This window comes from Bacillus sp. FSL W8-0770 (genome assembly GCF_038008705.1).
In the GTDB taxonomy this organism is placed as follows: Bacteria; Bacillota; Bacilli; order Bacillales; family Bacillaceae_G; genus Bacillus_A; species Bacillus_A cereus.
Map to the genome: position 1 here is coordinate 3,100,979 of NZ_JBBOZR010000001.1, position 19,459 is coordinate 3,120,437.

A 19,459-nucleotide genomic window follows, 5' to 3' on the forward strand; every position below is an offset into this window, starting at 1 on the left:
ATGTTTTATGTATGCAGCGATTTCTATTCTCTTGTTTAGCTATGTCTCTTACATTGGCAGAAACATGAATTATTCAACCGAAGATTTATAATCACTCTTTACATTTTTTAACCCTTCTATTACATTATTTATTCTTATCGATAAATCTTTTATTTCCTCTACTGTCAATTCACCTTCTGCCTCTTGAAGATTAAACATACTTAGCCTCTTTGTTATACCTTTAATACGTCCAACAAAAACCATGTGATGATTGACTGCTATTTCTCCTATGGCAGTATCAACGATAACATCTTCAATCTTTCCTAAATTATCAAATTCATCCGCTAGTTTTGCTATAGCATATCGATACCCTCTCTCTTCATCTAATAACTCTTCATACACCTCCCGAATTGCATGAAATAATTCATTATACTCCCAATCTTTCATACATCCTCCCTCAAAAAAAATCCCCACGCTTATGTGAAAATAATCTTTCAACACAAATATGAGGACTTCTTTATTTCATTACTATACTTTACACATTTTATTCGTTAGAATCTTCTTCATTCAATTTATATACTCTATCTCTTTTCTCATCACTTTTGACAAAAATAAGCTTTTCTTCTTTAACAAAACCTTCTAATAGTAAGCATACTTGCCCATATGCTTTAGGCTTATTCGTTGTGAATCTCTCATCTGATATTTTACCAGCTCGTATTAATTGTTCGCATAACTCAAGTGCACTTATTTCTTCAGAATTAATTAACTCTAAAATATCCTTTTGTAAGGGCGATAAAGGCACGGGGGTCTCAGCTACCTCCACCTTTTCTCGTTTGTTTTCTTCTTCAAATAAATCTTCGAATGAAATTTGATTCATACTTCTTTTCCTTTCTAACGATTGATTTGTATAACATGAACTGAATCCTATAGCGTATGTATTATTATGTTACCTTTTTTCATAAATCCCAAACTCATGTACATCGTTTCATATAGTATATTTCGATTATACCAAATATACGTTCTGTTTTCTATTGTAGAATTCGTTATAATAGGAATGAAAGTAATGATGAACATTTTTCTCGTTGTTAATTGTATACTCTCTGTAAAAAAATAGAAATTCAATTTATAAATTTGTATAATAAAATAGTACGAGTGAAATTTTATTATAGAAAGGTTCTGTTAATATGTTAGGTATTCATGTTGAAAAAACAAAAGATGAACTAATTATTTCATGGCAATTCTCTAAAATTCATATTCCATTATGTGAAATCACTGAGGTGACGGAAGATAATACATATGCTGGTGTTGAAGAAAAAAGCGCAATCCGAATTGGAACAGCATATGGTACAACTGATCGTATTTTAATTAAGACAGTAAAGCAAAATTATTTATTATTCACTACTAATAGAGTATCCATTTTAAATAAAATAAAAGCTTAATTGTTTTTCTTCCTATATTTAAATGTTAAACATCTACATTCTATTATAGGAAACGCTACAAAAGATTCATTGATTACTCCTACTCCTAATTCAGAAGCATATGGTGAAACTATATAACACAAACACCCTAGCTCTTCGCTAGGGTGTTCTCAGTTTTATCTATAATACAATAAATTCTACAATTCTCATTTATTTTTATGAACTCCTTGTAATTGACTAAGAACCTCATTGGCAGTCCTCTCAAATCTTTTAGGGTTATCAGCAATAATTTCATTAAGTAAATTAATTATCGTTAGTTGTATATCATGATTCATTCCTACAAGTACTTTAGCATACTCACTTCTATATAAATCATTATTTAAAATTCTTATGTTTAGTAGCATTGCCCACTCTTTTGCACTCTCAACCATTTTTGGTAAAGCTTTAGGCATCTCCGTTAAATATTTTCCGAAGCTCCCCTAGCTAGTTTTAACCATTTTATTTATCTAGATTGATATTTTAACGAAGTATATCCAGGCTATTTGCAGATTCAAATTCAGCTAAATTTTCATATTCCTACACGCAAACTTTAGAGTTATTTTATATAAATTTATTAAATAACCTCTTTACAAATCTATCTTTTGCTATTAATTCAAATAGGTTGGTAATTGATTTAACCATTCTTCAAAATTATCCGCTTCCTTAGTTACACCATGTTCTTCATGAAAATAAAAGTAAACTCCCGTTCTCTGCCCCTCTTTTGAATGAAGGCAAAAGTAATCCCCATTACCTATACTATAAAAAGGGATTAGTTCTTTTTTCCAAAAACCTTCTTTCATTTCATAATCATAAATAAATTCAATAGTATCATTTCCGTTCGTCTTACCACGAGAAACATTTAAAATATCCCCTGGAAATACATATTCAGACATTAGTTCAATAAAGCATTTAAATTCTTTAGGAAATTGACATCCAAATTTTTTCTCCAGTTCCCTCCAATCATTATCTGAAGGGGAATCTAAATCCTCTATTTCTTTATCTAACATACTGTCTAATAAGTTTGCAATTTCATCTTTTCCCACAAACTATCCCTCCTTATACTAGAAAAAAGGCTAAATTTTATTTTAATTACCAGTATTCTCTCGATTAAAGTCAAATGCTACTAAATATGTGTTCTTTTCCATAGTATCCCCTTATCACAATTTCTCTAAGATTAAATTTACTTTTTCTAAATATAAATCTGGATTGTCCTCTCTTATCTCGAGAAGAATTCCTTTAATTATTTGCTTTGTTGAACTATTTATATTTTCTAAAATATTCATATACGATACGACTAAATCTTTTGAATGTAAAAGTGTCCGATGAATTCTTTCCACCTAGAATTCTGCATGAGATAACATTTTAGGAATAATAATAGCTAATTTGCATAGTCCTTCCTCTACTCCGGAATGTTCAGCAATATAAAAAATCGTTTCAACAAGGTAGTCACCCGCTGATGGCTCAGCAATATGATCCTCAAAAATTATACAAAGATCAGGAATTATATCATTTGTCCCTTTATTTGCTAATTCATTAAGAATACTCTCAAAAACTTCAATATTATCCCCTTCATTCTCTAGAAAACGCATTTTATATAGAACGGAAATTCCCCCATTAAAATCTATTAACTTCTCCTCCTTTTTACAACATCGTTATTATAATTTATCACATATCTTCACATCATTATGTTCATAATACGTTTAATTAATCTATTATAATAAGTTATTACTTTCTAATAACTGGTACCAATCATCCTCTTTACTTTCTACGGTTTCACTAATTCCTCCAAATTGAACAAACTTATTACCTAATTCACAATATCTTTTTCCTACATAATAATGTTGTAAGAAATTATTAAAATCACCATATGACTCAATAATAAAATTTTGATTAATTAAATCTCCATACAAACAAGAAACTTCTCCATTAATCTTATTAATAAACAATGGATATCTTTCAATTTTCCCTATACAAATCCACTTATCAGTACCACCTGGCATGTCCTCCGTATAAAATTGAATACTTTCGCGTTTTAGATGACCATATATAGTAATTACTCCACCGTTCAACATTTCATATTTTTTTATAATAAAATTATAATCTTTCAAAGGGCCTTCTTCTAATCTTTCATCAATCTTTTTTTCTACCTCTATAATTTCACCAATAAGCAAACAAAATGGATCATTATTTAAAATACCCTTAATTAATTCTATTTTTTCTAATACTGATTTCTCCATTTTCTACTCCCACTCATTATCTATTTAACTAAGATATAACTATTACTGTCCCCCTTTTAAAGGTTATTATTTTTCACTTCCTCAAACCACTCATCAGCAAAATCATCCGCCGTTTTTATATCATCATTTGTATGGATTAAATCATACTCATATTCAGCTTTAAACTTACCACTCTTAGTATCGTATATTAATTTCATCTCAGTTGGCATATCTTTTTCGTATTCTTTGCATAACATTTCAATTCCTTCAATATCTTCACTTATAATTTGTAGAACCTGAAACATTCGTTCTGGAGATACATCATATCTTTTTTTCCCATTTTCCAATGCATCATTAACCTTGTGACACTCTACATACTTATTGTTAATGAAATAAAAGAAACTACTAGAAATCATATCTTCTTCACATGAAGCGTACACATATACTTTATCAGCTCTATTTTCAACATATTCCATGCATATAGATATCATATCAGCTTGCAATTCACTAAACCTTTCCTCAAATTCTTTCATATTACTTTTTCACTCCTTAGATTAAAATTCAAATAGCAACGTCTTGATACCCCACTTCAGTTACTTTTTCATTTAGTAAACGTATTCCTAATCCATTCTCTGTATCCCACGTACAATCGAAAGTTATCCCAATATCTCGTTCTTCATGAATATCTCCATATGGGACTACAATTCCAACTAAAGTGATCCTCTTAAGTAATTGATCAATTGTTTCGATATGCGGATAATTTTCATTAAATTCAATATCATATCCTAATTGTTGACGCTCTTGCTTGTAATAGTCTAAAATCGCTTGTAAAAAAACGTGCTGTAGTCGTTCCCAATTTTGCAATAATGAATTATAAGCAGTATATTGTCCTTCATCAAACTTACCGTCTTCTTCACCTTTCACTATCAATGCTATTTCAACTTCTTTTCGACAAAATTCAACATTAATGTCCTTAATCCATCCATATGTATACTCAATCTCACCAAAAACTGCATCATTTATAATCATTTTTAACTCTCCCTATTTACTCCCTTGGATTCATATCGATTTCTCTATTCGTATGAAAGTTACCCTCTGATATTAACTGTTTTTTCCAGTCGTTTCTATACTCAGTATAGTACTATCAATTGCTAATTTTTCAATAAGTTTTTTCGCCTTACCGTATGGAAATCTCTCTACTAATATATAAGGAAGATTTTTTGAACCCTTTAGCAAATCAATTGCGGAAATCTCAAGCCCTAATATGTTCTTTATTCTTATTAAATCTTTCAAACCTTCACTAGGAGTTTTCACTAACACTATATTACATATATCAGACGACTTATGTATCGCTTTCTGTTCTATTTCACTTACACAACCACTATTCACCCATTTTTTAAAATCAGCGGTAATTACAGTAGCATGACTTGGATTCATGTCCCCAGAATCAATTACTACCACCTCTTTTTCCTCTGCATGTTGAGCCATTAAAAATACATTACCCCCACCGTCATCACCAATTGAGACATATCCCCTCGCATACTCATCTACTTCCCAAACCTCGTTCCTTTCTGCAATATGCTCCGTACCATAAATAAGTAACCCACTACCGATTGAAAAGCCATTTGTACATCTCAATAATTCCTTATATACATTAGGTAATGTAACATTCATACGATTTTCTACTGCTTGAATTTCAATATCACTCGCTGCTGACTTTTCTATCAAATCTGGAATATTAAATAGATTAATCATTTAATAATCCCTCCTAAACTATCAAGATATTTAAACGTATCGCCTGTCATCTCTCTATAATCGTTTCGCAATAGATTTCATGAAATTCATAAAGTATGTCGGTATGTAAGCCTTCATTTTTCATTTGGTAAGTAGACAATCATTTTCCCTTCCATGTACTCACCTTTCCATCCATAAGGCCATCCTCCCATTTTATACACCTTAAATACCTTTTCATAAAAATTATCCACTTTTCCATTTACTAAACGATTTAGTGCACACATCTCAAGGTCTCTTTCTACTTCCTCAAGAATATTTATATGATCCATAGAAATAAACTCCTGATAATAATTATAGTTATCAGAAAAAACTTCATATAACATATCTTTTTTTGATTCCATATTAAGGTTATAAGTTCCTTCTAATAATTTTGCACTTTCATCCGATTTCATATCATCCCAAACGATTTGTGTAACATCCTAATCTTGAGACCAAGCCAATTCCTGTGCTTTATCAAAATCATGAATTATTTCAATGTCATGTAAAAATTCATGTAACTTTATATCATTCCTATCAAATAAGCTTCTCTTTTGTATATACTCGATAACTTCCTCAACTAACTTAGTATTTTCACCATACTTCATCCCTGTAGCCACCTTTCGCGTCCCTCGTCTTTCATTCCCTTTCTCCATACCGAATTCACTTATGGATATTCTTTTGAAATTCATTGATTTTTTGTAAGTATCTTTACTCATGCAGAGCTGCCTCGAAACCCCATTGCCCTTGCTTCGAAATAAATTCTAATCAAAAACAACTCTCAATCCTAAGTTTTACGATAAATAAAAAACATCCATCTTGAAAAAAGATTGATCAAAATGGATTCTTCTTCAACAGATTTTTGTTTGGGCTTTATAAAAAATCCAAGCATTTTCTGCCTGTATTGCTCCATTCATCGTGCTTGATTATTCTCTTAAAAGTGAAGAGTTTCTATTAAAATTTTTTAATATACTCATACACTTCTTTAGGCTTTATATTAAGCATGTGGGCAATTTCCGTTATTTTCTTTCCTTCTTCCTTCATCTTTTTTACTTTTCTCTCCATTGTTTGCTCATATTCTTCTGCAATATCAAATAATGGACTTAATAAAGAGTGCCATATTTCAAAATCAGTAAATTTATTTCTTTCCAAAAACTCATTTAACAATATATCCAATTCTTTAGTTAGTATCATTCTCTTACCTTCTAACACTTGTTTCTCAGTTAGAAAATCACCTATATCTTTCATAAAATTAATAAATGATTCCATGGAATCTGCAAGAAAATCGCCACCACTCCAACTATCCATTCCGTGCATGAGGGAAGATATAGGGTATCCTTCTTCACTTAAGTTAATAATAATTGGATCTCCACACATAGTTTCATATGCAATAACAATCCAATTTGCATCCCAAGTATCTTCCTCATCGGTTACAAGGGAGTTTCCATCGGTGTCAATCCTGTATCCTACTTGAAATTCATCTAATTGCTCAAAAGAACATACATCAAAATTCACATACTCTCTAATTTTTTTATGCTCTAAGTTCATAAGTTCTAAATTTCTCTTTACCTCTACTTTTTGATGATAAGAATTAAATTGTATCATTGTCATTTTTACTACATCCCTATTCATACTTTATATGTATTCTTTTGTATCTGGTTGTTTACTAACAAACTAAGCCAAGAATATTAATAATAGATATTGTTATTTTTTCTTTGCTGTATTCCCTATAGTTATTAGAAAACAAATTACAATGAAACTATAACACCAAATTCTCTACATGTTCTCAAATGTCTAATAAGATATTCACACCAACATTATTTACTAATAACTCGGTTAAAGATGGTGCAATTTTAACTGCATCCTCCATGTCCAAATTTCCAAAACTGTTATAGTATATACCAAAACCATCTTTACCTTGTAGATAAATTAATGCACCCCCACCTTCATCATCACCAATTGCGAGTGAATGAAGAAGGTAATTCTGCACTTTATAAGCTTCATTCATTTCTATGCAATCCGAAGCTCCCCATATCCTAATATACATTTGGTCATTAACATTAATTTCAACATTTGAAGCTAGCTGAATCATTTCTATATATTCTGTAGGTACATCTATTACTGAGAAATGCTGAAGCGCTTTAATTTCTTTTTCTTTCGAAGGAGGTTCTTTTGTATCAACAGTATACATAGCACTGATATTATGTAGTATGTTCATTTTAATTTTAACTTTCTATTAATCATGTAACTTACTTAAGAACTCTGTAAACGTATTAGCAACAAAAAATACATTTTCTCTTGCCAGTTCTTCTACTTGTGCTTCTGTTAAACCTTCTTGATGCATTAACATTTCTTTCTCGCCAGCATTCTCATGTTCCCAAAAAACTACAATTGGGTTTTCTGTATTATTTTTATAATCTAAACAAATTAAATTTCCAGCTGGATCAATTGCAATAGGGAATACTTTTTGCGGAAGCGTAGGTTTGTATATTTCATACTTTTTAACAATGTACTCACTACTTTCCTCATCAAAACTAAATAAACTGCCAAAGCAACGCTCTACATTGCCTACTTTAAATTCTTCTGGTAATACACTCGCACCTCCATTTATTTTTACACAATCAATATAATCTTGATGTAACTGGAAGCCTAATTGTAATCCAATTTCTTTAATCTTAGTTTCTGATACTTCTGCATCAGCATATTCCCACTCTAAATCTTTTCTCATCTCATACCCTCTCCCCATCATTTATTTCCACCAATATGATTAACTGCCCCATGAATATCTTCTAATACTAATTACATCTTTCCAGGAACCTGATGATGGTGCCAAGTAACCTCCTTTATTCTAGTCCTTCCCTTTTCAATCTGATCAAGCTGTTATGGAGTAAAAAGTTCTCTTGGCACTTCACCTTTTTCAATTTACTCTTTTCATATCCTTGTACACTTTTTAAACTGTATATCATCTGGCTTAATATATAAACTTTTATCTAGTCTCATTGTAATCTTAGAATATCAAGCGGACAAACTATAATATCAATGGTATTAATATTATTGAGGATTTGCGGGCAAATATCGGTTTTTGTTGAGAAAACAGTGATGAAAAAAGCGAGCTTTTTTATTTAAACTGATTGATTCGAGTGTATGTTGGAAGTGATAATGAATGCTTTAGAGCATTTACAGAACTTCTTTACAAGCAACGAATCGAACGAGACATGAGAAAAGCTATCCTTGAAGTTCGTAAAAACAAAGAAACCATTAACTTAAACGAAGATGATAAATAAATCTTGTCATGAAATGACACTAAAAAAGTCAACAGACCACTACGTTCTCCTAACGTCGCTGTTGACTTTTCTTATTGGAAATGTATTTTTGGCATTGCCCAAATAACTCACAAAATAGTATCAATTTCCTTTTACAATTTGACCAATATCTTTCTCATCTTCACTTATTAAATCATAAAATCCTACGTGAACACCTTCTTTATACAACCAACATAGGTCTGTTCCATAGGGCGCATCAAAAATTTCTAACATAACTGGGGCTATTTCTAATACAGAGTTTGCTCCTAAAACTTGAAAATTACTAGAATCATTTACATATTCATCATTATCTTCTGAAGAGTAAATAGTCCACCCATTTAATTGAGGAACTTCTGATTTTTCTCTAAATGTATAACGTATTAGTTTTCCGGATACAACATTCTTAGAAACAATAAAACCTCCATAGTCAGAATTATCAACTTTCATATTCACACTCCTCAATAAGAGTTAATAGATCATTTCTCAAAGAATACTCTTTGGTATAATCCACACATGATCTTTCAAATCATACTTTGAACCACTACTAATCCACACCTTTTGCTCTTCTAATTTCAATTATATAATATTAACAATTAATTTCCTTTTATTAATATATAACGAATTATTAATTAAGTTTAAATACATCTATGAAAAAAGCACTTGTTGTCCAAAATAACAATCAAGTGCTTTAATTTCATATGTTTTATAAGTAACATTAATCCATCACTATTCTTTTTTTCAATAGTCCAACTAAAGCTAGTTAATTTGGATATTTTACATGTTTACTCGCTAATAATGCAATTCTATTTTTCAGAAAGTTCATTAACAAATTCAGAGAAACTTTTAGAAATTAGTCGGATGTATTCCTCTCTTAACTCGTTATCTTCTTCAAAGTAATCCATATCACAATGATATACACTACCTCTATCTTTCCCATCAATTGATAAACAAATCAAACTCCCCGCTGGGTCAATTCCAATTGGAAGCAAATTACTTGGTACCACTTGCACCAAATTATAACTTCTTAATTTCTCTTCTAGATTTATTTCATTTTCTATTGATAGAGGAAAAAACATTGAAACAGACGATGTTATTACGCCTTTCTTAGTTGTGTCATTAGTTTTAAATCTTCGTTGCTCAGTTTTCCCTCCATTTTTAGACAGCAAAAATTGTTTATAATCATCAGGTAACAATATACCATACTTATTTTCAAAATCTTCGATATCTTCAATACCAATAGGGGTAAAAGTATATTCAAAATCTAAATTCCTCATACAATTAACCTTCTTTCCTGTTCATTTTGTTTTTCTCAATCAGAGTATAATCTCTCAATCAATTCAGAAAAAGAGTCGCATATTAATTTAATTTTATCCTCATTCACTGATTCCTGATCATAGAAAACTACTGACGGAGAATCTTTAGTATCACAGTAATTAAAACAAATCAGTCCCCCAAATGGGTCTCTTGCAAATGGAATAATCCCTTCCGGAAGTGAAGTTAATTCATAAACAACTTCTATATTTGCATCTTTGCTTGTAAAACTTAATAGACAATCAAAGACTGCCCCACCCTCATCATCATTAATATCATAAATATTAGGCTCAGGATAACCACCGTTATTTTTTTTAATGTATTCACGGTAATCATCTGGAAATCTGACACCAAATGAATTCTCCACAGCAATAATTACTTGCTCATCTATCGCTCCATCCGTAAATAGCCAAGTTACTCGGCTCATTTTATCATCTCCAAAATAATTTTCTCCAGTTTACCTGTTCTACCGTTATCTCCACTACCCAAAATTGCGCTACCACCTGTATGACACGCAACCTGATGTTCATAGTAAGCTGCCCGTAAAAGCCCCCCATTGGTGAGGGCTGATAATCAGTGGGGATGAACAAACCCCCCAGTTTCACTTTATTCACTACCCTTAACCCCACCACTCTCCAAATTCGAGATCCTACTCTGAATACTCGCCTTTGAGGCATCATGGACTTCTTGGAATTTCCCGCTATAGTTCGTTCCAGTTCTAACGACACTTCCATCTGGCAGTATTTCTACACCTTTTACGAATGGGGTACGGAGTCCACACCTTTTGCTAGTTTAATTTCAATTATATAATACTTGTAATTTTTGTTAGCCTGAATTCATAAAAAATAATTTCTAAAAATTTACAGCATGTTTATCTATTAAAAAAGCACTCGTTGCCTCAAGTAGACAATAAAGTGCTTTAACTTCATATGTTCTATAAGTAACATTAATCCGTCACTATTCTTCTTTCAATAGTCCAACTAAAGCTAGTTAATTTGGATATTTTACATATTTACTCGCTAATAATACATTCCTTAATTTAACAAAAAAATATTTTAAGATTTATTTTGCTCTTCATATTCTTTCATCTCTTCGAATTTTCTTCGCTCATTTTCATTACTAGGTTTCTTCCCTAAATATTTATATTCAAAATAATCCACTCGGTCATTCGATCCAAAAGTAGATTGATACCATTTAGTATACCCATAATAAATTTTTACTTTCCCCTCAGATGTCACAATCATATCAAAAGAATACCAAGGTTCCTGATTATTTTTTATAAATATTTCCTGTAACTCTACACTTAAATGAAATAATTCATCATATGTCTTATCATATTCTTTTTCACTCACATTAAATACATCTGGTATATCATGGGAATATATATATTCATCCGATCTATCTGGGGTATTGAAAAAGAATAATACCCCACCCTCTTGGTTATAAATCTCTGCATTAAAATAAAAGATATCCCATTCTACGGGAATTGTATCATTTATTTTTTGCGCTATATTTTGATAGATTTTATTTAATTCTAATTCAAACACTTTTACATCAACCTCCTGTTTTATTAAGTATTTCACGTATTACCTTACGTTGGCCTTCAATTTGGTATTTATTTTAAATGAGTTTGGTCTTAGTGATGAACCTAAGTATACTGGTTCAATTTTTACTGATACTTTTTTAGGAGGCTTCCCACCTAATGCATTAACCCATTCTTTCTCCATATTATACCATTATCCACCCGAACGATTAATTTGTTTATTTTGAGCGATTAAATTATCAATATCACCGGATCCATGGAATTGCGTCCCTATCAAGTGCCCACCATCATCAGGCAATCTATCTTCTCTTCCTGCAGCCACTTGCATTCCTGTGTTTCGTTTTCCTTTTTGAAGTATTAATCCTTCCGCCTCAACATCTACTATTCTACCAAGTTCATCTGTTGTATATTTATAACCATCCTCAGTGATATAGCGTACGTTTGGCGCAAGTTCTTTCCTTCCATTTTTTCCTTTAACAATGTGCTTCCCAAGATCTTTCTCTTTTATTTCAGTTATCTTAGGAGTTTCACCCGTACCCTTAACCCCACCACTCTCCAAATTCGAGATCCTATTCTGAATACTCGCCTTTGAGGCATCATGGGCTTCTTGGAATTTCCCGCTATAGTTCGTTCCAGTTCTAGCGTCACTTCCATCTGGCAGTATTTCTACACCTTTAACGAATGGGGTTACGGAGTCCACACCTTTTGCTAATGTAGTTCTAGTTATATAATACTAGTAATTTTTGTTAGCTTTAATTCATAAAAATAATTTTTATAAATTTATAGCATGCTTATCTATTAAAAAAGCACTTGTTGCCTTTCGTAGACAATCAAGTGCTTTAAGTTCATATGCTTTTAAGTAGCATTAAATTTGTAAGTTTTATGGAAACAGTATGATACCTTTTATATATCGTGACAACTACTACCTTAAAAATTACGAGTTCGTTAGTTTTATGCCCATTCCATGTCTTTGTATTCGTTGTACAGTAAAATGTCATTTCGCCTAAGCTCGTACTTCATTTTCTATTCTATCATTGCACATAATACTCCATAACGGGACAACCATCATGAAGTATGTACTTTTTAACAGCCTATTTTTTTTCATCCATCTTCTGCTTTAAATATTCAGCAATTTCTGTTTGCCCTCTTTCAATAGCAAATGCATAAGCATCCATATCTTTCATGGTGTCACCAGAGTATTTTATAGATATATCTATATTGTTCTCAACTAACAATTTAACAATCTCCAAATGCCCACCGTATATTGCAGCAAACAGAGGATTTCTATCTGGTTCACTAATATCAATCTCTACATTCCGACTAATTAGATATTCAGCAATATCTAAATGTCCTTTTGTAGTTGCTCTTTCAAGAGCATTTGTAGAGAAAGTTCCACCTTGTGCATTAATTTCTATTCCAGCATTAATAAGATATTCTACTATCGCTAAATGTCCATGAGCTGCCGCTACATGTAACCATGTACCAAAAGGTGTCATCCATGTTAACATTTCTGGTTCTTTCTCAAGTAAATCTCTTAAAGTATCCAATTGACCACTTTTTATGGCACTTCTAATATCTTTTGCAAATTGAGTCTTATCCATGTTAATTTCTCCTTTAAGTTCTATTTCCTAGAAGCAGCTTGTTTTCCAAGGTCTTCTAGTATTTCAATAATATCATCTAAATCTGCACCTGCCGCATCAACTGCTTTCAATTGATTTACAACATTCTCTAAAGCTGCAATACTATGTTGTCCGGCAACTCTATTTGGCGCCCAAACTAAATTTTCTTTACCAATTATAGGATCAATACCATATTTCCTTAATAATTCTTGACCTTCTTGAACAAGTTTTTGTTGAGCCTCACCTAAACCCTTTTTAAATAAAATATGATGTGCATGTGGATCTATCATAGCAGTAGGTGGGTCACCTATTAGTCCTCTAAGATATTTACCAAAATTAAGTTTAATTAATGCTTCATTATATTCTTTAGTAATGCCTAAATCAGACATCTTTTTTCTAACCTCAGACAACTCATCTACACTAAAAGTATTATTTTGAATAGCATTTTTAAGCTTATTCATCTTTGTGGCATTGACACTACCAGCCTCGACTATATCATCAAGATAATTGCTTACAGTGTTACCCGTACCCTTAGCAAGTTGATAAGCGTCATCCTTAGCTGCCGTACTTGCCTTTGAAAACTTTCCAGCTACTTCTCCAACAGTTGAAGATTCTATATAAGGAAGCTTCATTCCTATTCCAGTATCCACCGTCCTAACTGCTACTGGAATAGGAGTATTTTTCATAGCATCTAGTGCATTTTTTAAATTCTTATTTTCCTTAAGCGATTGTACCACATTTTTACCCAAATTTGGATTAAAACCAGGCATTCCTTCTTTGAATTTTAATAATTTGGCTAAATCAGCTAATTCACTCGTCCCTTTGAATGCTTTTACTCCTTTTCCTACTGCTCCAACAACTGGGATTGCATCTAATCCGCCAAAAATGATGTTTCCTACCCGCTCTTCTTGGCTCAATTTCCTATGTGTTCCCCAGTCTTCTCCGTCGATACCGCTTTTTATTTGTACACCTCCGTATACTACTGCGGCAGCGGCCCCAAGTGGTGGACAAAGGATTGTTGTGATGATGATTCCTACGCCTATTCCTATGTCTCGCACCATTTCTAGTTTTTTCTGTTCATCTTCTATCGATTTGTATTCAAATCCTCGTGTGGATGGGACTACTTTCTTGTATTCTTCATAATTTAATTTTGCATCTGGATTTTGTTTTTTTAGTTCTTTGTATTCTGCCCTAAGTACGTTATCAAATGCAGGAGAATCTCTAAAAATATCTTCTACTGTTATTTTATCTTTCTTCTTCTGTATTGTTTGTGGTACACTTCCGTAGCCTGCATGCGCACCTGGTAATACTGTCGTTGTTGTAGAGCCAATTCGGTTATTTGTTTCAAAACTGAGAATAGATGTATCTCTCATTTTTTGAGCGAATTTATCCATTTCTACTAAAAAAGGTTTATCTATATGTTCAGAGACTAATTGCCCTGCTTCTCCGCAATATTTTTGTAATGTCGTATAACTATCAAGTAATTCCCCGATTTTTTGCGATTGATCTTTAGGATTAAAATGTATACTACCATCCGAGTCTAAATCTCGTATTCTTCCATCAATTCTTTTTAATGATTCATTTGCTTCCCGTAATTTCATGAGTGCATCTTTTGTAATTCGATTCATACCATCCCCCATGTTTTGCCATGGTTCAGGTCTATATTTCACATCCATCTCGTTTTCATCCCCCCAGCCGTATGGTGATTTCTACAACTTACTTAATATTTCACGTAATTGTTCGTCCTTTTCAAGCATTTCTACACATACATTCCCTACAACTGTCGCTGACCTAGAATAGTGTTCAGCCAATTCTAGTGTTTTGTGTAATATATCAGGATATTTTTCAATTACTCTCATCGCTTCACCTTTTTGATAAAAATCACAGCTTAATAAACTCTCAATATTCGTTCCAATGACGTCTACATGGATTTTATATATATTTTCTAACTTCATTACTATATCAAGTAGTTCTTGAAAATTAACTAATACTTCTTCTCCACCACCAGAACCACTATCTCCCATTGATACTTGCATTATTGAATACCTCCTAACGAGAATTGTCTCGGGTCAATTAACTTTTTATATGGCATTTTTAACACGTCATACAATTTCTTATTAACCGCATAGAGGCTCACCCAGTCATATCGATTACGATCTACATCTATTTGAACGAAATCTTCTCCTTCAGTGAAATATAAGAAACATTCCCATTTCCCTCCTCTATTACTTCGAGGCCTCGTATACGTTTCTATCGCTATAACGTCTTTATTTGATAAATCTTTTTCCTCAAATGTTTGTTGTTCTTCTTCTGTCATTCTCTTTGAGAAAAATGTATCTTCTATTTCCCTCGGTTCTCTAAATAAGAAGGGTATGCGTGTTAATAAGGAAAAATATACGTCTGGCTTTGGTATGTAGTCAATTTCGTATTTTTTATTTGGCTCTATTTCTGTTAATACAGCCACTCGGTCTTTATCCTCTTTTAAAAAGCCAATTAATACATTATTCATTCTCGTGTATTCATGACAATTTTCATATTCCTTTAATAGTTCAATTATTTGAAAAGCTGCAGGGGTAATTCCATTTTCACTTGTAAGTAGGCCTTTTTCTTTTAAACTCGTAGTTGCTTTCGTGACACATTCTGCATCAAGTAAAATAATTGCGTCACGGTTTGGCAATCCAAATATATCGGTAACCCCAGCTGCACCTGCGAGAACATATAATTCAGCAGGTGCAAAACTCATTTCTTTCCCCATTCTTTTATCCCTCGTTTCTCCATCACAGTTGTTTTATCGCCCTTACTTCCGATTTATCTCCGTACGTTTGAATGCTTTTATCTAACTCTTTCAAAGCTTTCGTATGTCCTTCAAATGCCTCTACCATTTCTGAATTATATTGAATGATCAAATCAAGATAACTTAAAAATGCATCTCTCGTTTTTCCATTCCATTTCGCACCTGTGACATATGCTTTTAAGTCTTTCGCTTGGTTTAAAGAATCCTGCATACCATTTTCAATGTTTTGTGCGTAAGAAATGGCACTTGCAGTGTTACCTCCTATAATTTCAACCTCTTTACCACTCATGTTGGTTCCCTCCATTCTTTGTATGCTTAATGGATAAAGTTTTCAAATTCCTTTTTCTTTTCTTCAAAAGCCTTGGTCGCTGCGGCGTATGCTGACGCTTTCTCCGATTCTGCTTTCGCTTTATATTCCAAATACTTTGCATAAGCTGTACTTTTTGCAGATCCAATATCGCTTAATGCACTTTTAAAATAGGATAATACTGTATTTAAGTCTTCATCCTTTTCATGACGTTTTTGTTCAAATTCAACTGCCGGAATTTTATTAGCTTCTAAGCCATTACTTTTACTCTCATACTCTCTCTTTGCTGATTCAGCCTCTTGAATGAATTGCTTTAACTCTCTTTCTTTATCTTTTAAATAATCATGTAAATCATCATACCGATCTCGTTTCCTCGCACTTTCTGTAAAACCAGACGCATTTAAAAAAGCATTGTACAATTCATCTAACATCTTTCTCCCCCTTTAGCACAATAACTATGTAGTTAAATTCGTATATTTAAACATGAATATTCATTACATTAAGAATTAACAAATAATTATTTTTACATATTGCTATTTTATCAAAGGGATTTTAACATTTCCATATTTTATGAATGGCTTTCGCATTTTTCTTCAATAAAGTGAAACTTTAATCAATATGACTATGTATTTATGTGCAGAAATAATAAAAAACACTGCCAGGCGCAGTGTTTTTTATTACTACCTTTTATCCAATTCATTCATATTAAATCCTTGCTTGAGAGTAAGACCAGTTCTTTCTTATTTCATCAACAACTATTTCTGGATAATCCCAATGAAGCGTACGAGTAGGCTCCCTGATTCGTTATACTATTCCTTAGGCTGTTTTATTTCTATATTCATTCCAATATTTTGGCTCAGTCGCGCTTAAAAGAACAATAGAAAAAGGATCTGATATGAATATCAGATCCTTAACTTTAATTTCTTAATACATACATCTTTTTACACGATAACTGGTTCATACGTGCTCAAATTATCATACTCAGTTTTTACAATACTAGGCGGAAGGTTAACACATCCTCAGATTCACCTTTTCTTGTAGCAGTGCATAATGTTTAATAAAATTAAAGCATATTTTTACTTACCAGACTTAATTTTTTCGTTATATTCTTCTAAAGTTAACCCTTTTTCTTTTAGATAAACGGCAACTTCTTTTCCTACATAACGATAGTGCCATGGCTCATACTTAATGCCAGTAATATTCTCTTTATCTTTTGGATAGCGGAGAGTAAACCCATATTCTGCAGCATTCTTATCTAACCATTTGAATGCATCGGTAGTTTCAAATTTTGCATTTAAATCTTCTACAGTATTTTGCCATTCAACTGAAATAATGTCTAACGCTAATCCAGTATGATGTTCACTTGCACCAGGATACTGAAGATATTCCAATGCCTTAGCACTAGCCTCTTTATCCGACAAACCTTGAGATTTATAGCTTTTAACTGAAGCATCATAATACGTTTGTTGTAATTTTATAGCTCGATAACCTGATCTTAAATAAAGATTGATTCCCTCTTTTTTTGCAGCTGCTACCATATCCTGATAGGAAGTTGCAATTCTACTATCTATTTTCATATTTGGCTTCGCATTTTGAGTGATACTTGTTAATTCAATTCCTAGTTCCTTTGATAACATATGCTCTCTATTTACAAGGATAATTCTCCAATCATTAACATCAGAGATAGGTAAAACATCTTTTTTCTTCGCATGTATTTCATTTTTATTTTTATCGTTATTATTAGTAGTTGCCTGAGATGTTTGCTTTCCACTACAAGCAGCAAGACTCCATCCCATTGCTAATACCAATGCTAAAATTATAAATTTTTTAATTGTATCTCATTCCCTTTTTGTTTATTAGTCTTTATACCAATTTCCCAACACGTCTCTAGGAATCTCCTTGAAATCCTTCAAAGAAACGGGGCCGACAAATTTTTTAATTCCATGTTTTTTAGAATTTTCATCCGAATAATCTTTTAAAAATTGAATTTTAAATTGTTTCTTACCATCGGCATAGTCGGTTACTGTCGGTACGATTGCCGCTTGTCGTATACCAAAAGTTTTATCTTCATACTTAACAAATTGTACATAAGATAATCCTCCAACTAATGTTTCTAATTTTTCTTGCGCAGAAATAAGATTTCCAAGAGAATAATAGATTAGCGTTTCATGTCCATCTTTATTTTGTTTCCACTCAATTGGTTGAATTACATGTGGATGATTTCCAATTACTACATCTACACCTAAATCTGTTAAATATTGAGCAACTTCTTTTTGTTGCTTTGAAGGTGTTGAGGTATATTCTACTCCCCAATGCACCATAACAATCACCATATCAGAGCTACTCTTTGCCTTTTCCACATCATTTTGTATCGCTTTTTTATCAATTAAATTTAAAGCCCAAGACTTATCAGCTGGAATTTTAATTCCATTCGTACCATATGTATAATTTAGTAACGCAAAACGAATACCATTTTTTGTAATCGTTTTTATTTCATTACGCTCGTTTTTACTCTCATTAATACCTACCGGGATAACATCCGGATATTTCTTCCAGTATTCTCTTGTATTCGCAACACCTTTAATACCCATATCCATAGCGTGATTTGTCGCTTGCGTCACTATATTGAATCCAGTGTCCACTAAAGATTGGCCTACTTCTTCAGGTGTATTGAAAGTCGGATATCCCTGTACTTTTAAATTATTTCCGGCAATCGGAGTCTCCTGGTTCACTATAGCAAGATCACTTGATTTAACAGCTTTTTTGATATTTTCATAAATATAATTATAATCATATGAACCGTCTTTTTGTTTGCCATCTTTAATTACTGCGTCATGATATAAATTATCACCCGTTGCTATTAAATTCACAACCGATTGTATTTTTTTATCTTCAGTAAAATTAGGAGACTGTTGGATAGGACTTTTCTCTACCCAATTTGGTGCTTTTAATGATGTATCTATATTGGATTCAGCCGGTGGTAATGAAGCTTTAGATGTCTTAACATCTGTATTACCACAAGCGGTTAAAAGCACTAAAAAAATAAGACATACTAAAAAAAACTTTTTACTTCTCTGTAAAGTATCTAACATGTGATCCTCTTTTCTGTTTTATTCCTTATAACCAGTTCTAACAAATCATTCTTTACAACAACGTATTTT

At 32.1% G+C, this 19,459-nt stretch carries 24 protein-coding genes and 6 pseudogenes; 1 reads left to right on the forward strand and 29 read right to left on the reverse strand.

The genetic code is table 11. From position 1 onward, the window contains the following. Nucleotides 1-69: 69 nt before the first annotated feature. Nucleotides 70-426, reverse strand: a complete 357-nt coding sequence (locus NST27_RS15905) for an Imm3 family immunity protein (protein WP_000656087.1) — start codon at nucleotides 424-426, stop codon at nucleotides 70-72. 97 nt (nucleotides 427-523) lie between these two features. Next, on the reverse strand, nucleotides 524-856 hold the full coding sequence (locus NST27_RS15910; protein WP_001071929.1) for a DUF3895 domain-containing protein: 333 nt from the start codon (nucleotides 854-856) through the stop codon (nucleotides 524-526). A 307-nt stretch (nucleotides 857-1,163) separates the two neighbouring features. Here NST27_RS15910 and NST27_RS15915 point away from each other — a divergent pair, with 307 nt between their 5' ends. Further along, complete coding sequence (locus tag NST27_RS15915; protein ID WP_000900619.1) at nucleotides 1,164-1,418, forward strand: SunI/YnzG family protein; 255 nt, start codon at nucleotides 1,164-1,166, stop codon at nucleotides 1,416-1,418. A 185-nt stretch (nucleotides 1,419-1,603) separates the two neighbouring features. Here NST27_RS15915 and NST27_RS15920 read toward each other — a convergent pair. From NST27_RS15920 to NST27_RS16045, 27 genes and pseudogenes are all read right to left on the reverse strand, one after another. Further along, nucleotides 1,604-1,867: pseudogene (locus tag NST27_RS15920) on the reverse strand (Imm30 family immunity protein); the annotation flags it as partial. Nucleotides 1,868-2,044: 177 nt separating this feature from the next. Next, the gene (locus tag NST27_RS15925; protein WP_000513837.1) at nucleotides 2,045-2,479 is read right to left on the reverse strand and encodes an SMI1/KNR4 family protein; all 435 of its coding nucleotides are present in this window, start codon (nucleotides 2,477-2,479) and stop codon (nucleotides 2,045-2,047) included. Nucleotides 2,480-2,593: 114 nt separating this feature from the next. Further along, nucleotides 2,594-3,061: pseudogene (locus tag NST27_RS15930) on the reverse strand (Imm30 family immunity protein). A gap of 87 nt (nucleotides 3,062-3,148) precedes the next feature. Beyond that, entirely contained in the window at nucleotides 3,149-3,673 is a 525-nt protein-coding gene (locus tag NST27_RS15935) for a hypothetical protein (protein WP_000415784.1), read from the reverse strand. 56 nt (nucleotides 3,674-3,729) lie between these two features. Next, nucleotides 3,730-4,185 (reverse strand): immunity protein YezG family protein, encoded by a 456-nt coding sequence (locus tag NST27_RS15940; RefSeq protein WP_000657444.1) that lies wholly within the window; start codon nucleotides 4,183-4,185, stop codon nucleotides 3,730-3,732. A 28-nt stretch (nucleotides 4,186-4,213) separates the two neighbouring features. After that, nucleotides 4,214-4,681 (reverse strand): DUF2004 domain-containing protein, encoded by a 468-nt coding sequence (locus NST27_RS15945; RefSeq protein WP_000586114.1) that lies wholly within the window; start codon nucleotides 4,679-4,681, stop codon nucleotides 4,214-4,216. A gap of 72 nt (nucleotides 4,682-4,753) precedes the next feature. After that, the gene (locus NST27_RS15950; RefSeq protein ID WP_000609054.1) at nucleotides 4,754-5,407 is read right to left on the reverse strand and encodes an SMI1/KNR4 family protein; all 654 of its coding nucleotides are present in this window, start codon (nucleotides 5,405-5,407) and stop codon (nucleotides 4,754-4,756) included. Nucleotides 5,408-5,520: 113 nt separating this feature from the next. After that, nucleotides 5,521-5,706: pseudogene (locus NST27_RS29620) on the reverse strand (hypothetical protein); the annotation flags it as partial. 159 nt (nucleotides 5,707-5,865) lie between these two features. After that, on the reverse strand, nucleotides 5,866-6,078 hold the full coding sequence (locus NST27_RS29625) for a hypothetical protein (protein WP_001986430.1): 213 nt from the start codon (nucleotides 6,076-6,078) through the stop codon (nucleotides 5,866-5,868). Between the two features lie 298 nt (nucleotides 6,079-6,376). Continuing rightward, nucleotides 6,377-7,033, reverse strand: a complete 657-nt coding sequence (locus NST27_RS15960; RefSeq protein WP_000177842.1) for an SMI1/KNR4 family protein — start codon at nucleotides 7,031-7,033, stop codon at nucleotides 6,377-6,379. Nucleotides 7,034-7,208: 175 nt separating this feature from the next. Continuing rightward, entirely contained in the window at nucleotides 7,209-7,640 is a 432-nt protein-coding gene (locus tag NST27_RS15965) for an SMI1/KNR4 family protein (RefSeq protein WP_001023210.1), read from the reverse strand. 18 nt (nucleotides 7,641-7,658) lie between these two features. Further along, nucleotides 7,659-8,150, reverse strand: coding sequence for an SMI1/KNR4 family protein (locus NST27_RS15970; RefSeq protein ID WP_033689323.1), 492 nt, complete (start codon nucleotides 8,148-8,150; stop codon nucleotides 7,659-7,661). A gap of 676 nt (nucleotides 8,151-8,826) precedes the next feature. Further along, nucleotides 8,827-9,171: a DUF2185 domain-containing protein gene (locus NST27_RS15975; RefSeq protein ID WP_000861780.1), complete on the reverse strand. Its 345-nt coding sequence runs from the start codon at nucleotides 9,169-9,171 to the stop codon at nucleotides 8,827-8,829. A gap of 356 nt (nucleotides 9,172-9,527) precedes the next feature. After that, the gene (locus NST27_RS15980) at nucleotides 9,528-9,998 is read right to left on the reverse strand and encodes an SMI1/KNR4 family protein (RefSeq protein WP_001245029.1); all 471 of its coding nucleotides are present in this window, start codon (nucleotides 9,996-9,998) and stop codon (nucleotides 9,528-9,530) included. Nucleotides 9,999-10,033: 35 nt separating this feature from the next. Continuing rightward, complete coding sequence (locus NST27_RS15985) at nucleotides 10,034-10,462, reverse strand: SMI1/KNR4 family protein (protein ID WP_000092335.1); 429 nt, start codon at nucleotides 10,460-10,462, stop codon at nucleotides 10,034-10,036. Beyond that, nucleotides 10,459-10,569, reverse strand: a pseudogene (locus tag NST27_RS15990) (HNH endonuclease); the annotation flags it as partial. The gene NST27_RS15985 and the pseudogene NST27_RS15990, both read right to left, overlap by 4 nt. 78 nt (nucleotides 10,570-10,647) lie before the next feature. Then, nucleotides 10,648-10,814 (reverse strand): annotated as a pseudogene (locus tag NST27_RS15995) (hypothetical protein); the annotation flags it as partial. Nucleotides 10,815-11,090: 276 nt separating this feature from the next. Beyond that, nucleotides 11,091-11,582 (reverse strand): immunity protein YezG family protein, encoded by a 492-nt coding sequence (locus tag NST27_RS16000; protein WP_000462362.1) that lies wholly within the window; start codon nucleotides 11,580-11,582, stop codon nucleotides 11,091-11,093. Nucleotides 11,583-11,589: 7 nt separating this feature from the next. Continuing rightward, nucleotides 11,590-12,278, reverse strand: a pseudogene (locus NST27_RS16005) (DNA/RNA non-specific endonuclease). 391 nt (nucleotides 12,279-12,669) lie between these two features. Next, nucleotides 12,670-13,179 carry an ankyrin repeat domain-containing protein gene (locus tag NST27_RS16010; protein WP_000361849.1) on the reverse strand — a complete coding sequence of 170 codons (510 nt, stop codon included), beginning with the start codon at nucleotides 13,177-13,179 and terminating at the stop codon, nucleotides 12,670-12,672. A 20-nt stretch (nucleotides 13,180-13,199) separates the two neighbouring features. After that, on the reverse strand, nucleotides 13,200-14,873 hold the full coding sequence (locus NST27_RS16015; protein ID WP_000382743.1) for an AHH domain-containing protein: 1,674 nt from the start codon (nucleotides 14,871-14,873) through the stop codon (nucleotides 13,200-13,202). 33 nt (nucleotides 14,874-14,906) lie between these two features. Further along, nucleotides 14,907-15,233, reverse strand: coding sequence for a hypothetical protein (locus tag NST27_RS16020; RefSeq protein ID WP_001198201.1), 327 nt, complete (start codon nucleotides 15,231-15,233; stop codon nucleotides 14,907-14,909). Beyond that, nucleotides 15,233-15,952 carry a DUF5081 family protein gene (locus NST27_RS16025; protein ID WP_000514117.1) on the reverse strand — a complete coding sequence of 240 codons (720 nt, stop codon included), beginning with the start codon at nucleotides 15,950-15,952 and terminating at the stop codon, nucleotides 15,233-15,235. The genes NST27_RS16020 and NST27_RS16025 overlap by 1 nt, the downstream gene beginning before the upstream one ends. A gap of 22 nt (nucleotides 15,953-15,974) precedes the next feature. After that, complete coding sequence (locus NST27_RS16030; protein ID WP_000014532.1) at nucleotides 15,975-16,280, reverse strand: WXG100 family type VII secretion target; 306 nt, start codon at nucleotides 16,278-16,280, stop codon at nucleotides 15,975-15,977. A gap of 26 nt (nucleotides 16,281-16,306) precedes the next feature. Then, nucleotides 16,307-16,729 (reverse strand): hypothetical protein, encoded by a 423-nt coding sequence (locus NST27_RS16035; protein ID WP_000883462.1) that lies wholly within the window; start codon nucleotides 16,727-16,729, stop codon nucleotides 16,307-16,309. A 645-nt stretch (nucleotides 16,730-17,374) separates the two neighbouring features. Next, on the reverse strand, nucleotides 17,375-18,106 hold the full coding sequence (locus NST27_RS16040) for a M15 family metallopeptidase (protein WP_000241986.1): 732 nt from the start codon (nucleotides 18,104-18,106) through the stop codon (nucleotides 17,375-17,377). A gap of 48 nt (nucleotides 18,107-18,154) precedes the next feature. Continuing rightward, a complete protein-coding gene (locus NST27_RS16045; RefSeq protein ID WP_000887605.1) occupies nucleotides 18,155-19,390 on the reverse strand; it encodes a CapA family protein in 1,236 nt (411 codons plus the stop codon). Between the last annotated feature and the right edge of the window lie 69 nt (nucleotides 19,391-19,459).